General features: G+C 73.0%; 14 protein-coding genes. 4 read left to right on the forward strand and 10 right to left on the reverse strand.

Annotated features, from left to right (window positions below):
* The first annotated feature begins 1 nt into the window (after position 1).
* From AB7J25_RS08020 to AB7J25_RS08030, 3 genes are read left to right on the forward strand one after another with little or no spacing between them, the layout of a single operon-like run.
* Positions 2-1,432, forward strand: coding sequence for a carotenoid oxygenase family protein (locus AB7J25_RS08020; RefSeq protein ID WP_428506657.1), 1,431 nt, complete (start codon positions 2-4; stop codon positions 1,430-1,432).
* A 49-nt stretch (positions 1,433-1,481) separates the two neighbouring features.
* Positions 1,482-1,976 carry a hypothetical protein gene (locus AB7J25_RS08025; RefSeq protein WP_428506659.1) on the forward strand — a complete coding sequence of 165 codons (495 nt, stop codon included), beginning with the start codon at positions 1,482-1,484 and terminating at the stop codon, positions 1,974-1,976.
* 54 nt (positions 1,977-2,030) lie between these two features.
* The gene (locus tag AB7J25_RS08030; RefSeq protein WP_428506661.1) at positions 2,031-2,570 is read left to right on the forward strand and encodes a DUF6790 family protein; all 540 of its coding nucleotides are present in this window, start codon (positions 2,031-2,033) and stop codon (positions 2,568-2,570) included.
* Between the two features lie 7 nt (positions 2,571-2,577).
* Here the strand turns inward: AB7J25_RS08030 and AB7J25_RS08035 are convergent, their stop codons facing one another.
* From AB7J25_RS08035 to AB7J25_RS08065, 7 genes are read right to left on the reverse strand one after another with little or no spacing between them, the layout of a single operon-like run.
* Positions 2,578-3,342, reverse strand: coding sequence for a DsbA family oxidoreductase (locus tag AB7J25_RS08035; protein WP_428506663.1), 765 nt, complete (start codon positions 3,340-3,342; stop codon positions 2,578-2,580).
* 47 nt (positions 3,343-3,389) lie between these two features.
* Entirely contained in the window at positions 3,390-4,562 is a 1,173-nt protein-coding gene (locus AB7J25_RS08040) for an acyl-CoA dehydrogenase family protein (protein WP_428506665.1), read from the reverse strand.
* On the reverse strand, positions 4,559-5,740 hold the full coding sequence (locus tag AB7J25_RS08045; protein WP_428506667.1) for an acyl-CoA dehydrogenase family protein: 1,182 nt from the start codon (positions 5,738-5,740) through the stop codon (positions 4,559-4,561). The genes AB7J25_RS08040 and AB7J25_RS08045 overlap by 4 nt, the downstream gene beginning before the upstream one ends.
* On the reverse strand, positions 5,737-7,350 hold the full coding sequence (locus tag AB7J25_RS08050) for an AMP-binding protein (RefSeq protein ID WP_428506669.1): 1,614 nt from the start codon (positions 7,348-7,350) through the stop codon (positions 5,737-5,739). Before AB7J25_RS08050 ends, AB7J25_RS08045 begins: the two co-directional genes overlap by 4 nt.
* Positions 7,351-7,360: 10 nt before the next feature.
* A complete protein-coding gene (locus tag AB7J25_RS08055) occupies positions 7,361-8,101 on the reverse strand; it encodes an SDR family NAD(P)-dependent oxidoreductase (RefSeq protein WP_428506671.1) in 741 nt (246 codons plus the stop codon).
* A gap of 10 nt (positions 8,102-8,111) precedes the next feature.
* Positions 8,112-9,272 (reverse strand): acyl-CoA dehydrogenase family protein, encoded by a 1,161-nt coding sequence (locus tag AB7J25_RS08060; protein ID WP_428506673.1) that lies wholly within the window; start codon positions 9,270-9,272, stop codon positions 8,112-8,114.
* A 1-nt stretch (position 9,273) separates the two neighbouring features.
* A complete protein-coding gene (locus tag AB7J25_RS08065; RefSeq protein ID WP_428506674.1) occupies positions 9,274-10,071 on the reverse strand; it encodes an enoyl-CoA hydratase-related protein in 798 nt (265 codons plus the stop codon).
* Positions 10,072-10,198: 127 nt separating this feature from the next.
* On the opposite strand from AB7J25_RS08065, the gene AB7J25_RS08070 reads away from it, so the two are divergent.
* Entirely contained in the window at positions 10,199-10,828 is a 630-nt protein-coding gene (locus AB7J25_RS08070) for a TetR/AcrR family transcriptional regulator (RefSeq protein ID WP_428506676.1), read from the forward strand.
* A 737-nt stretch (positions 10,829-11,565) separates the two neighbouring features.
* Here the strand turns inward: AB7J25_RS08070 and zwf are convergent.
* The 3 genes from zwf to AB7J25_RS08085 form a co-directional block, all read right to left on the reverse strand.
* Complete coding sequence (zwf, locus tag AB7J25_RS08075) at positions 11,566-12,945, reverse strand: glucose-6-phosphate dehydrogenase (protein ID WP_428506678.1); 1,380 nt, start codon at positions 12,943-12,945, stop codon at positions 11,566-11,568.
* Positions 12,942-13,967: a phosphogluconate dehydrogenase (NAD(+)-dependent, decarboxylating) gene (gnd, locus tag AB7J25_RS08080; protein ID WP_428506680.1), complete on the reverse strand. Its 1,026-nt coding sequence runs from the start codon at positions 13,965-13,967 to the stop codon at positions 12,942-12,944. Before gnd ends, zwf begins: the two co-directional genes overlap by 4 nt.
* 530 nt (positions 13,968-14,497) lie before the next feature.
* Positions 14,498-14,804, reverse strand: a 307-nt coding sequence (locus AB7J25_RS08085; RefSeq protein ID WP_428506682.1) for a hypothetical protein, incomplete at its 5' end; no start/stop codon positions are given.

Consider the following 14,804-nt stretch of genomic DNA (forward strand, 5'->3'; position numbering starts at 1 on the left):
GATGACCGCCTCGCTCGCGGCCCCGCCCGCGCCGGTCCCGCCGTGCCCGCATCTCACCGGCGCGTTCGCACCCGTCGCCGCCGAGGTCGACATCGCGGACCTGCCGGTCACCGGGCGGCTGCCCGACGGGCTCGACGGCGCCTACCTGCGCAACGGGTCCAACCCCCGTTTCCCGCCGATCGGCAGCTACGTCCATCCGCTCGACGGCGACGGGATGCTGCACCGCGTCACGATCTCCGGCGGGCGCGCCCGCTACGACAACCGGTTCGTCCGCACGCCGATGGTCCGCGCCGAGGAGGCCGCCGGGCGCGCCCTGTGGCCGGGTGTCACCAGCCGCTACCGGCCGGGCGCCGACCTGGTCGGGCCGATCCTCGCCGGCACGCTGCGCGAGCGGCCCTCCGCAGGCGTCGTGCGCCACGGCGGGCGGCTGCTCGCCCTCGCCGGGTGGACACGGCCCTACCGGATCGGCCCGGCGCTCGAGACCCTCGGACCGGAGTCCTTCGGCGGCGTGCTGCCGGCCGGGATCGGCGGCCACCCGAAGATCGACCCGGTCACGGGGCAGCTGCTGGGGTTCTCCTGCCACACCGAGCCGCCGTTCCTGACCTGGACGGCCGTCGAGCCCGACGGCACGGCCCGCCCACCCGCCCCGGTCGAGGGTCTCGACCGCCCCACCCTGATCCACGACATGGCGATCACCCGCCGCTTCCTGGTGCTGGTCGTCGCCCCGCTGTACCTCGACGTCGCCGCGGCGCGGCGCGGTGTGCGGCTGCTCGCCTGGCGCCCCGAGGACGGCACCCGGATCGCGCTGGTCCCGCGCGACGGTGGCCCCGTGCGCTGGTGCGACGGCACCGGCGAGCACGCCTTCTGGGTGTGGCACGTCGCCAACGCCCGCGATGGCAAGTCCGTGGCCGATCCGGCGGTGGACACCGTCGTCCTCGACCACGTCGAGTGGGAGCGGCCGCCGTGGCTCGTCCCCGGCGTCCCGGCGCGACCCCGGCTCGCCCGCGCCGTCGTCGATCCCGCGGCGGGTTGGGTGCGCCGGGAGGTCCTGGCCGATCTCGACGTCGAGTTCCCGCGCATCGACGACCGCCTGCTCGGCGCGGACCACCGGGTGGCCGCGCTCGCCGTCGCGACCGGCCGACCGCACGCCCGGCCGGGCTGCCGGGACGCCCTGGCCTGGTACGACACCCGCACCGGCGCGATCGAGCAGTGGCGGCCGCGCGACCTGGCCGTCGGCGAGCCGGCCCACGCCCCCGACCCGGACGCTCCCGGTGGTGGCTGGTGGCTCACGCTCGCCACCCGACCGACGACGGGCGAGAGCGCGCTTCTCGTCATCCCCGCCGCCGATCCGGGATCAGGCCCGGTCGCGACCGTCCACCTGCCCGTTCGTGTGCCGCTCGGCATGCACGGCACCTGGCTGCCCGCCTGCTGACGCCGCCCGAACGCCCACCTGCCGAGACCCCACTGAGGAGGAGTCCCACATGTCCCCGCTCGCCATCGTCGCTCTCATCGGCCTGTCGGTCTATGCCATCTACAAGCAGTCCCAGCGCTACGAGGTCACCGGCGACCACCGCTTCACGATGGCGATCCTCTACGCCGTCATCGGCCTGGCCGTGGGCGGCTTCTCCCGCCCGGACGGGGTCGCGGAGTGGACGCTGCTGGTGACGGGCGTGCTGCTGAGCGTCGTCGTCGGCCTGGCCCGCGGCTACTACACCCGGATGTGGACCGAGGACGGCGAGGACGGCCGCCACGTCTACAGCCAGGGCACCGTGCTGACGATCGGGCTGTTCGTCGGGCTCGTCGCCGCCAAGTTCGCGATGGGCACCTACGCGTACTTCGCCGGGATCAGCGACGACGGTGGCTTCGGCGAGATCATGATCATGATCGCGGTGATGGTCGCCTTCCAGTCCGAGCTCGTCCGGCGCCGCGCGCTCGCGCTCGGTGCCCCCGCCGCCGTCACGACCGCCGGTCGCTGACCCACCCGCATCGAGAACGCATCGAGAACGCATCGAGAACACGGAGCAACGATCATGGGATTCTTCACCACTCAGTGGGCCGTCGTCATCGTCGGCTTCCTCGCCCACCTCACGCTGGACCGCTCGCCGATCCGCCGCACAGCGGGCCGGACGTACGAGCTGGCAGCGCTGTGGCTGATCGTCGGCATGGGCGCGTTCAACCTGTGGGCGGGGTTCGGGCATACCGGGCCGACGTCGGCGGAGGTCGCGGCCTCGATCGGCTACGCGCCGTCGATGTTCCAGTGGGAGATCGGCTGGGCCGACATCGCGCTCGGCGTGCTGGGGGTGCTCTGCGTGCGTGCGGTGAACCGGGGGCGCTGGACCGACGCCACACTGGTGGCGCTCACCGTGTCCTTCTTCGGCGACGGCATCGGCCACATCATGCAGCTGGTGGCACACGGCAACGTCGCCCCCAACAACGTCTGGGCCATCCCCACCTGCTTCCTCGTCCCGTCGCTGAGCATCCTGTTCGTCGCGCTGGCCCGCCGGCACGGGACCTACACGCCGGGTGCCGCGGTCGCGACGCCCACCGCGCCCGCCCGCAGCCCGGCCTGAGCGGGGATCAGATCGCGCAGCTGCCGTCCGTACAGTCCTCGCCGCCGTCACCGCCGGCGGGGACCTGCGCGGACGGCGGCTGTGTCTGTGCTGCCTGTGCTGCCTGTGCTGTCTGTACTGCCTGTGCGGCCTGGGCCTCCCGTGCCCATGCGGTGTCGAGCGCCTCGCGCAACACGTCCGCGGGCTGGGCGCCGGCCACCCCGTAGCGGGTGTCGATCACGAAGAACGGCACGGCCGTGATCCCGTAGCGGCGGGCCTGCAGCTCGTCGGACCGGACGTCGTCGGCGTGGCGGTCGCTCTCGAGAACGGTCCGGGCCTCGTCCGCGTCGAGCCCGCTGCCCGCCGCCACCCGCACCAGAGCCTCCGGGTCGCCGATCGGCTCCCCGTCGGTGAGATAGGCCCGCATCAGCGCCCCCTTGAGGCGGTCCTGCGCCGCGGGCCCGCCGGTCTCGACCGCGTGGTGCAGCAGCCGGTGCGCGTCGAACGTGTTGCCCGCGCGGGCCCGGTCGAAGCGGAACTCCAGCCCCTCCGCAGCGGCCGTCCCGGTCATCTGCCGCTGCATCTCGCGGGCCTTCTCCAGCGGCATCCCGTACTTCGCCGCGAGGTGCTCGTCGAGCGGCCCGGGCCGTTCCCGCGGCGCGTACGGGTCCAGCTCGAAGCTGCGCCACCGGACCTCGACCGCGTCGCGGTGCCCGAACCCGGCGAGGGCCGAGGCGAACCGTGCCCTCCCGATCGCGCACCACGGGCACACCACGTCCGACCAGATCTCCACCAGCACATCCGGGCCAACACCGCCCCCGCCCGGCCGATTCCGGGTGATCAGGAAAACGCGGCGATCCCGGTGACGTCGCGCCCGACGATGAGCGCCTGGATGTGGTCGGTGCCCTCGTAGGTGTGCACGACCTCCATGTCGGTGAGGTGGCGGGCGACGTGGTTCTCCAGCAACAGCCCGTTGCCGCCGAGGACGTCGCGGGCGTCCAGGCACACCTGGCGGGCCGCGCGGGCGTGGTGGAGCTTCGCGAGCGACGCCATCGGCCCGGTGAACCGGCCCTCCTCCTGCAGCTGCGCCATCCGGAAGCAGTAGAGCTGCATGGACGTGACCTCGGCGAGCATCCCGGCGAGCTTGTGCTGCACGAGCTGGAAGCCCGCGATGGGCTTGCCGAACTGCTCGCGCCGCGTGGCGTACTCCAGGGCGATCTCGTAGGCCGCCATCGCGTGCCCGAGCGACTCCCACGCCGCGCCCCCGCGGGTGGCCGTGAGCACGCGGGTGGCGTCGTGGAAGGACTCCGCGCCCGCGAGCTTGTGGTCCGCCGGGACACGCACGCCGTGCAGCGTCACGTCGGGCTGCCACACGGCGCGCTTGCCGATCTTGCCGGTGATCAGCTCGGTGGTGAAGCCCTCGGCGCCCTCCGTCCCCGGCTCGACGACGAACGCCTTGACCCGGCCGTCGGCGACGTCGCGCGCCCACACCACCACGACCTGGGCGATGCTCGCGTTGCCGATCCAGCGCTTGGCGCCGTCGAGCACCCAGCCGTCCCCGTCGCGGCGGGCGGTGGTCTCCAGGCGCACGGAGTCGGACCCGTGGCCGGGCTCGGTGAGCGCGAACGCGCCGATCGCGTCCAGCGCCGCCATCGCCGGGAGCCACCGTGCCTTCTGCTCCTCGCTGCCGAGCAACGCGATCGACCCCATGGCGAGGCCGGTCTGCACGCCGAGGAACGTGTTGACGCTGCCGTCGCCGCGCGACATCTCCCGGGTGACCATCCCGGCGGCGAGCCGGGACAGGCCGGGGCAGCCGTATCCCTCGATCACCCCGCCGACGACGCCGAGCGCGGCCAGCTTCGGCACCAGTGGGAACGGGAACTCCGCACGGTCCCAGTAGTCGTTGATCACCGGGAGGACCTCGGCGTCGACGAACGTCCGCACCCGGTCCCGGACGGCGCGGGCGTCCGGCGGGAGGGTGTCGTCGAGCAGGTAGTAGTCGCTCGTCGTCACGCAGCACCTCCGAAGGCCGGGATCCCGGTGACCGACCGGCCCATGATCAGGGTGTGGATCTCGTCGGTGCCCTCGTAGGTGCGGACCGCCTCCAGGTTGTTCGCATGCCGTAGCGGGGCGTGCTCCAGGGTGATCCCGTTACCGCCCAGCACGGTGCGGGCCTCGCGGCAGATCGCGATGGCCGTGCGCACGTTGTTGAGCTTGCCGAAGCTGATCTGCTGGGGGCGCAGCCGTCCGGCGTCCTTGAGCCTGCCGGTGTGCAGGGCCACGAGCACTCCCTTCTGGATCTCCAGAACCATGTCGACGAGCTTCTGCTGCGTGAGCTGGAACGCCGCGATCTGCACCCCGAACTGACGGCGCTCCAGCGCGTAGCGCAGCGCCGCCTCGTAGGCGTCGCGGGCGGCGCCCATCGCGCCCCACATGATCCCGTAGCGGGCCTCGTTGAGGCAGGAGAACGGACCCGTGAGCCCGGTGGCTCCGGGCAGGAGGGCGTCATCGCCGACACGGACGCCGTCCAGCGCGATGTCGCACTGGATCGAGGCCCGCATGCCGAGCTTGCCGGTGATCGGGGTGGCGGTGAACCCGTCAGTGGCGGTGGGGACGAGGAAGCCTCTGATCGTTCCCGTGCCGTCGTCGGTGCGTGCCCAGACGACGGCGACGTCGGCGATCGAGGCGAGCCCGATCCAGCGCTTGGCGCCGTCGAGCACCCAGCCGTCGCCGTCGCGGCGGGCAGTGGTGCGCATGCTCGCCGGGTCGCTGCCCGCGGTGGGCTCGGTGAGCCCGAAGCAGCCGATCAGCTCCCCCGCGGCCATCCCCGGCAGCCACCGTCGCTGCTGGTCGTCCGAGCCGAACTTCGCGATCGCGCTCATCGCGAGCGAGCCCTGGACGCTCACGAACGTGCGCAGCCCCGAGTCGCCCGCCTCCAGCTCCATCGCGGCGAGGCCGTACTCGACGGCGCTGCGGCCCGGGCACCCGTGGCCGTGCAGGTGCATGCCGAGCAGGCCGAGCGCCCCCAGCTCGGGGACGAGCTCGCGCGGGAAGTGCGCGGCCTCGTACCAGGCGGCGATGTGGGGCCGGATCCGCTCGTCGACGAACCCGCGCACACGCTCGCGCAGCGCGCGCTCCTCGGGGGAGAGCAGGCTGTCGAGATCCAGGTAGTCGTGCGCGAGGCCGGTCACGGCGCCTCCCCGACCAGCGCGCGCAGCCGGAACTTCTGGATCTTGCCGCTGGGCGTGCGGGGCAGCTCGGGCAGCACCTCCAGCCGCTCCGGCCAGTACTGCTTGGCCACGCCCTTGCCCGCAAGGAACTCCCGCATCCCGGCGAACGTCAGCTCCGCCCCGGCGTTCAGCACGACGCACGCGCACGCGCGCTCCTGCAGCCGCGGGTCCGGCATCCCGACGACGGCGACCGCGGCGACGTCCGGGTGCTCGTAGAGCACGTTCTCCACGTAGGCCACCGGGATGTTCTCCCCGCCGCGGATGATCACGTCCTTGGTGCGCCCGGAGATGCGCAGGTAGCCGTCGGCGTCGATGTTCGCGAGATCGCCGGTGTCGAACCACTCGCCGTCGAAGCAGGCGCGGGTGGCGTCGAGGCGCTCGGCGTAGCCGACGAACAGGAACGGCCCGGTGACCTGCAGCCGCCCGTCCGTGCCCGGGGGCAGCTCGTCGCCGAGGTCGTCCACGACCCGGATCCGCATGCCCGGCCACGGGTAGCCGTCGGTGTCGATGATCTTGTCGTCCGGGTCGCCGGGGATGCCGAGGGTGACCAGCGCGTCCTCGCTCTGTCCCCAGCCGCCGACGACGACGAGCCCGGGCAGCTTCGCCCGCGCCTCCCGCACCAGCACCCGGGGGATCGGTGCGCCCATGCAGCAGAAGCGCCGCAGCGTGGAGACGTCGTGGGCGGCCAGGTTCGGCGCGGCCACCAGGTCGTGCAGGAACGGCGTCGCCGCCGACGTGTAGGTGATCCCGTGCTCCTCGACCAGCTCGACGAACCGGGTGGCGTTCCAGACGTCCTGCAGGATCCCGGTGGCGCCGTTCTGCACGGGCAGCCGGGCGCCGTAGAGGAAGCCGGTGAGGTGGGCGAGCGTCGAGGCCATGTGGATCACGCTGTCCGCGGTGATGCCCAGCCGCGCGGGCAGCGGGTCGTTGGCCGCGACGACGGTGTTGTGGGTGTGCATCACGCCCTTGGGCTCGCCGGTCGTGCCCGAGGTGAAGATCAGCAGGGTGACGTCGTCGGGGTCGGGACGCAGCGCCGCCAGCTCCGTCGGGTCGCGGCGCTCCTCCCAGGGGGTGGCCACGAAGTCGTCCCAGGACGGCTCGCCGACGACCAGGACGTGCTCCAGCGCGGGCCAGTCCGGGCGCAGCTTCTCGACCATGGTGACGTGGTCGAACCCGCGGAACTCCCGCGGCACGACGATCACCTTCGAGCGGGCCAGGCCCACCATGAAGCCGACCTCGCGCTCGCGGTAGATCGGGATGAGCGGGTTGGAGATCGCGCCGATGCGGGTCGCGGCGTAGTGCAGCACCACCCACTCGATCCAGTTCGGCAGCTGGAACGACACGACGTCGCCGGGCCCGACACCCAGCCCCAGCAGCCCGAGGGCGCAGCGGTCCACCTCGTGCCGCAGCTGGGCGTAGGTGACGCTGCGGCGGGAGTCGACGAACGCGACCTTGTCCGGGGTCGTGTCGGCGTGCTCGTCGAGGAAGTCGGTGATCACCCGGTTGCGCCAGTACCCGTCCCGGGTGTGCCGGTCGGTCCGCTCGGTGGTGAGCAGGGTCTCGAAGGTCACGACGATCCTCTCAGCACATCGTGAGACCGCCGCTGACGCTGACGGTCTGCCCGGTGATGAACGCGGCCTCGTCGGAGGCCAGGAAGGCGACGGCGTTGGCGAGGTCCGACGGCTGCCCGAGGCGGCGCAGCGGGATCGCCTTCGTCAGCGCCTCCCGCAGCTTCGGGTTGTCGCCACCGACGGAGGCGAAGAGCGCGGTGTCGGTCGGGCCGGGGCACACGCAGTTCGCGGTGATCCCGTTGCGGGCGGTCTCGCGGGCGATCGTCTTGGTGAACGCGATGATCCCGCCCTTGGCCGCGGAGTACACGGCCTCGCCCGAGGAACCGACGCGCCCGGCGTCCGAGGCGATGGTGACCACCGTCCCCGACCCCTGCGCGATCATCACCGGCAGCACGGCGTGGGTGGTGTGCAGGACGCCGTAGAGGTTGATGGCGACGATGCGGTCCCAGTCCGCCGGGTCCGAGTCGACGAACGGGCCGACCTTGTCCCAGCCGGCGTTGTTGACCAGGACGTCGATGCGGCCGAGGTCGCGGCGCACCTGCTCGACCATCGCGTCCACGGACTCGCGGGAGGTGACGTCCGTCCGGATCCCGACCCCGCCCACGGCCTGCGCGGTCTCCTTCGCGGTCGCCTCGTCGATGTCGGTGACGACGACGCGCCCACCCTCCGCGGCGAGCTTCTCGGCGATGCCCCGGCCGATGCCGCGCCCGGCGCCGGTGACGATCGCGGTCTTGCCGTCCAGCTTTCCCATGGTGGTCCTCTCAGGGTGCGAGCTCGCGGCCGAGCTTCTGCCGGGCGATGACGAGCTTCATGATCTGCGCGGTGCCGTCGCCGATCTGCAGGCCGAGCACGTCGCGCAGCCGCTGCTCGACGGGCAGCTCGGTGCGGTAGCCGTACTGGCCGTGCAGCAGCAGGCACTGGTTGATGACCTCGTAGGCGGTCTTGGGCGCCCACCACTTGCACATCGCCGCCTCGGCGGTGTGCGCCGCTCCGGTGTCCTTGAGCCACAGCGTGCGCTGGCAGAGCGTCCGTGCCGCCGTGAGCAGGGTCTCCGCCTCGGCCAGCGGGAACGCCACGCCCTGGTTCGTCGAGAGCGGCCGGTCGAACGCCTCGCGGGTGCTCACGTAGGCCCACGTCTCGTCGACGGTCTGGGCCGCCGCGCCCACGCACTGCAGGCCGATCAGGGCGCGGCTGTAGTCGAAGCCCTGCATCACCTGGCCGAAGCCGCGGCCCTGCTCGCCGAGCAGGTGGTCGGCGGGGATCCGCACGCCGTCCAGGTGCGCGAGGCCGCGGCCGACGGCCTTCGTGCCCATGTCCGGCACCGGTTCCCGGGTGATCCCGGGCAGGTCCAGTGGGACGAGGAACGCGCTGATGTCGCGGCCCCGCTGCTGTGACGGGCCGGTGCGGGCGACGACGACCGTGGCTGCGGCGTCGCGGGCGAACGACAGGGACTTGGCGCCGGTGAGCACCCAGTCCGCGCCGTCGCCGTCGCCGTCCCGTTCCGCCACGAGCCGCGGCATCCCGGCGTCCGATCCGGCGTGCGGCTCCGTGAGCCCGATCCCGACGATCTCCTCGCCGCTGCAGATCCGCGGTACCCACTCCTTGGCCAGCTCCGGCGTGGCGTTCGCGGCGAGGATCTGCCCGACGAGCGAGCCGACGACCTGCAGGTAGGCGACGTTGATGTCGCCGCGGCCGATCTCCTCGGTGACGAGCCCTGCGGTGAGCCGGTCCGCGCCGCGGCCGCCCAGCTCCACCGGCAGCTCCGGGGCGATCAGGCCGAGCGCGCCGATCTCGCGGCGCAGGCCCGGGTCGATCCGGGCGGCCCGCTCCCGTTCCTGGTAGCCGGGCAGCAGCACGTCCTGGGCGAGCGTGCGGGCGCGGTCGCGGAACGCCCGCTGCTGCGCGGTCGGTGCGAAGTCCATCTCAGTGCCCGGTCACGTGGCTCGCGAAGTCCGGCGCGCGCTTCTCGGCGAACGCCGCCGCACCCTCCAGACCCTCGGGAGAGGCGGTGAACAGGTCCAGCGCGGACATCGCGAGGTTCGACAGCCCCGCCTGGTGGTCGGTGTCGGCGTTGAAGGACTGCTTGAGGAAGCGGATCGCCGTCGGGCTCTTCTCGCCGATCTCGGCGGCCCACACCTTTGCCTCGTCGAGCAGCCGCCCGGCCGGGACGACGGCGTTGACCAGACCCCAGCGCTCCGCGGTGTGCGCGTCGTACTGGCGGCACAGGTACCAGATCTCGCGGGCCCGCTTCTCGCCGACGACGCGGGCGAGGTAGGCCGAGCCGAACCCGGCGTCGAAGGAGCCGACGCGCGGCCCGGCCTGGCCGAACCGGGCCGTCTCGCTGGCGATCGTGAGGTCGCACAGGACGTGCAGGACGTGCCCGCCGCCGATCGCCACCCCGTTCACCGCGGCGATGACGGGCTTGGGGATGTCGCGGATCAGCTTGTGCAGGTAGCCGATCTCGAACATGCCGGACTCGGTGGGCCCGTAGTCGCCGGTCTCGGCGCGCTGCTTGACGTCCCCGCCGGTGCAGAACGCCTTCTCACCTGCGCCGGTGAGGATCACGGCCTGCACCGCGCGGTCCGCCCACGCCGCCCGGAACGCGTGGATCAGCTCCTCGACGGTGCGGCCGCGGAACGCGTTGTAGCGGTGCGGCCGGTCGATGGTGATCACGGCGGTCGAGCCCTCGACCTCGTAGCGGACGTCCTCGTAGTCGGTCATTGGCGGCCTCCTCGTCGGCGGTGACTGCTGACCACCATGACGAACTTTGACTACAGAGTCAAGACTCTGAGTCGAGATTTGACTAGTAAGTCAGTTTCCTGGGAGGATCCGGGCGGAGGTGGTCGGTGTGAGCGAGCAGGTCGCGATGCCGCTGAGCCGGGTCGAGCGCAAGCGGGGCCGCCGGATCCGCGAGATCCTCACCGTCGCCGCGGAGATGTTCGGCGAGCGCGGCTTCGACGCGGTGAGCCTGGAGGACGTCGCCGAGCGCCTCGACGTCACCAAGGGCTCGCTCTACTACTACTTCCCCAGCAAGGAGGAGCTGGTCACGGCCGCGATCGAGACCCTCGGCGCGGACTGGACGGGCCGGCTCGAGCGGCTCCCCGCCGCGCATGAGGGCACGGCGCGCGCGCGGCTGCGGGCGCTGTTGCGCGAGCACGTCGGCATCGCCGTGCGCGAGTACCCGGCGGCGCTGCGGCTCTTCCTCGTCCCCCGGAAGTGGCCGGACGCCCAGCGCGCGCGGATCAAGGAGCTGCGCAGGCGCCACGACCAGGTGTTCCGCACGGTGATCGAGGACGGGGTCGCGGCGGGGGAGTTCGTCGTCACCGGGGTGGGCACCGTCCTGCAGTGCATGCACGCGGCGATGTCCCAGGCGCCGCTGTGGTGCGGCGAGCTGCGGGGCGCGGCGCAGGACGCGGCGCTCGACGAGCTGGTCGACACGTTGATGATGCTGGTCGGGGTGCGGCCCGGCGCGCGGTGACGGCTCGGGAGCCGTTCGCCGGTCATGATCACCGAGAATGTGCCGGCAGGCCCGGATACGGGCGTCATGCCCCCTTCCTGGCGATCATGCTCGGAGTACACACCGCGCGGGGCCGTCGCCCCGGTTCCGGTGGCTGTCCCGGTTGTGGGTGCAGGCGCGGCCGCGGGCTCGGGCGCTTGCACACATGTTCCGTCGCTCGCACCTGGATGGCACGAATCGGAGCACCGGCGGCCCGGCGCGGCTCGCACATATGCTCCGTCGCTCGCACCTGGATGGCACGAATCGGAGCACCGGCGGCCCGGCGCGGCTCGCACATATGCTCCATCGCTCGCACCTGGATGGCACGAGTTGGGACACCGGCGGCCCGCGGCGCGGCTCGCACATATGTTCGGTCGTTCGCACACATGTGGTGGCGCTCGCACAGCCCGTGGGCGGTGTGTGTGAGCACCACGGGGTGTGTGCCCGGGCCGGAACGTGTGTTCCAGGTCCCCGGCAGGGTGGGCGGGCAGTCGGTCCGCGGCGGGTCGGGCCGTGGCGGATGCGGGTTCGGCGTCGGCGGACGTCGGGTGCTCCCCGACGTGGTGTCAGCAGCGGCGTCGGCGGACGTCGGGGTGCCGCCCGACGCGGCGTCCGCGTTCGATGCCGAGACGTTCGCCCGGCTGCGCCTCAAGGCGGCGCGGGACCCGCACGAGACGTCCCACGCTTCACCTGCCGCGTCCCGCAGGGCTGCGCGCGCTTCAGGCGGGCGGCGGCAGCGGCACCCAGCCCGCGGCCCCCGGCAGGTGCTCGGCCGCGGCCGGTCCCCACGTGCCGCGGCGGTAGGGCGCGGGCGCGGAGCGGTCGTCCAGGATCGGGGCGACGATCCGCCACGCCTCGACGATGGTGTCCATCCGGGCGAAGTGCGTCGGGTCGCCCGCCAGCGCGTCGGCGAAGATCCGCTCGTACGCCTCCTCCGGCCTGCCCAGCACCGAGCGGAACTCGGCGGCCACCGGGATCTCGACAGTCCGGTCGCCGGAGCCCAGCCGCTTGGCGAGCATCGTGAACGTGACTCCCGCACCGGACTGCAGGCGCAGCCGGATCCGGTTCGGCGACTCCGCTCCGAACAGGTTGCGCGGCGTCGGCCGCAGCACCGCGACGATGTCCAGCAGTGTGACGGGCAGTGCCTTGCCCGCCCGCAGGTGGACCGGCACACCGGCCCAGCGCCAGTCGTCGACGTGGAAGGTCGCGGCCACGTACGTCTCGGTCGTGGAGCCCGCGGCGACGCCGGGGGTGTCGGCGTAGCCGTCGTACTGCCCGCGGACCACCTCCGCAGGGTCCAGCGCGCGCACGGCACGCAACAGCCGGCTCTTGGCGTCGCGCTGGTCGTCGGCGGCGTCGGTGAGCGGGGCGTCCATCATCAGGTAGGCGAGCACCTGCAGGAGGTGGTTCTGCACCACGTCGCGGACCGTGCCGACGGCGTCGTAGAACGAGCCCCGGTCCGCGACGTCGAAGTCCTCGGCCATGGTGATCTCGATGCGGTCGATCCAGTGCCGGTTCCACAGCGGTTCGAGCAGCGTGTTGGCGAACCGCAGGACGAGCAGGTCCTCCACCGGCTCCTTGCCGAGGAAGTGGTCGACGCGGAACACTCGCTCCTCGGGGTAGTGTCGTTTGAGCAGCGCATCGAGCGCGCGGGCGGACGCGAGGTCGTGCCCGAACGGCTTCTCGACGACCAGGCGCGACCGGGTGTGCAGGCCGACCGCGGCGAGCCCGTCCGCGACCGTGCCGAAGAGGGCGGGCGGCACGGCGAGGTACTGGACGGCGAGCGCGTCCGGCCCGGCGCGCTCGCTCACCGCCGCTGCCAGCCGGGTGAACGTCGAGGCGTCCGCGTAGTCGCCCGCCACGATGGTGGTGGCCTTCTGCAGCTGCTCCAGCGGTTGCCGGTCGGCCTGCGGGCCGATGCAGTCGGCGATGTGCGCGCGCAGCGCCGCGTCGTCGAAGTCGGTGAGGGCGACACCGATCACCGGCACCGTCAGCTCGCCGCGCTCGGTGAGCCGGTACAGCGCCGGGATGATCTTCTTGCGCGCGAGGTCGCCGGTGATGCCGAAGAGGACCAGGACGCCACCGGGTGCGCCCGTCACCGGTGACCTCCGGGCTTCTCGTGGTGCCCGCCGAACTGCAGGCGCTGCGCGGACTGGACCTTGTCGGCGAACAGGTCGCTGCCCCGGGAGGCGAAGCGGCTGTAGAGCGCCGCGGTGAGCAGCGGCGCGGGAACGCCCTCCTCGATGGCGGCGATCGAGGTCCAGCGGCCTTCCCCGGAGTCCGAGACGCGCCCGCTGAACTGCTCCAGCTCCGGGTCGGCCTGCATCGCCTCGGCGGTGAGGTCCAGCAGCCACGAGCCGATCACGCTGCCGCGCCGCCACACCTCGGCGACCTCGGCCAGGTCGATCCCGTCGTAGGGGTAGTAGCGCGGCTCGCGCAGCGGGGCCGTCTCCGCGTCCGCGGTCGCCGGATGGACCCCCACTCCGGCGTTGCGGATCACGTTGAGCCCCTCGGCGTAGGCCGCCATCAGCGCGTACTCGATGCCGTTGTGGACCATCTTCACGAAGTGGCCCGCCCCCGCCTGCCCGCAGTGCAGCCAGCCCTGCTCGGCGGGCGACGGCTCGCCCGACCGGCCCGGCGTGCGCGGCGCGGCGTCGACGCCGGGGGCGAGCGCGGCGAAGACCGGCTCGATCCGGCGCACGGCCCGGTCCGGCCCACCGATCATCAGGCAGTAGCCGCGCTCCAGGCCCCACACCCCGCCGCTGGTCCCGCAGTCGACGTAGTCGACGTCACGGGCCGCGGCGGCCTCCGCGCGGTCGATGTCGTCGCGGTAGGAGGAGTTGCCACCGTCGACGATCGCGTCGCCGGGGGAGAGCAGGCCGAGCAGGTCGCCCACTGTATCTCCGGTGATCGCCGCGGGGAGCATCATCCACACCGTCCGCGGTGCGGCGAGCCCTGCGACCAGGTCCTCGACCGATGACGCCCCGCGTGCCCCTTCCTGCTCCAGCGCGGCGACCGCATCGGGCGAGACGTCGTACACATGGCACTCGTGGCCCGCCCGCATCAACCGGCGGACCATGTTGGCGCCCATCCGGCCCAGCCCGATCATGGCGATCTGCACGTCGCTTCCCTTCGCTCGTCGCGCCCGCCCTACTTGCACCGACGCCGTCGTCCGCGGGCTCGTCCGTGGCGCCGGGAGCGTTACGCCGGGTCGCCGTCCCGACCTCGCACGGTCTCGACCCGCCTCGCAGGCGCTGCGGCGTATGCGAGGCGCGTCTGGCCTCTGCGAGCTCTTGCCGAGCCCGCCGGCGCCGTGATCCCGCTGACCTCGCAGGGTCTCGACCCGCCTCGCAGGGGTTGAGCCCTGGCTTTGCAGGGTGTCGACGCGCCTCGCAGGGGTCGAGCCCCGACCTCGCAGGGTCTCGACCCGCTTCGCAGGGGCTGCAGCGTCTGCGAGGCGCACCCGGTCTCTGCGAAGCGCGCCCGGTCTCTGCGAAGCGCGCCCGGCGTCTGCGAAGCGCGCCTGGCCTCTGCGAGGCGCGCCTGGCCTCTGCGAGGCGCACCCGGCCTCTGCGAAGCGCACCCGGCGTCTGCGAGGCGCGCCCGGCGTCTGCGAGGCGCGCCCGGCCTTTGCGACCAGCCGGCCCACCGCTACCCGCCCGGGTAGGCGTCGAACGCGGCCAGCCGCGACCAGTCCGGCCAGGTCAGCTCGTGCAACCGCAGCAGGCGCCCCGCCCGGTACTCGGCGACGAGCACGACCTCGATCCGGTGCGGCGGCTCGTCCGGCCGCTGCGTGGTGATCCACACCCGCGCGGCCAGGCGGTCGCCGGCCTCGACCCAGCACGTCTCGTCGTACTCGACGCGGTAGGTGATCGCGGTCGGGTAGACCCGCTCGTGGCCGGCCCGGAACTCCGCGAGGTCCTGGGCCTGACCGTTGGTCGTCAGCACGAAGTCGGGG

The sequence above is a fragment of the Pseudonocardia sp. genome, assembly GCF_050246655.1.
In the GTDB taxonomy this organism is placed as follows: Bacteria; Actinomycetota; Actinomycetes; order Mycobacteriales; family Pseudonocardiaceae; genus Pseudonocardia.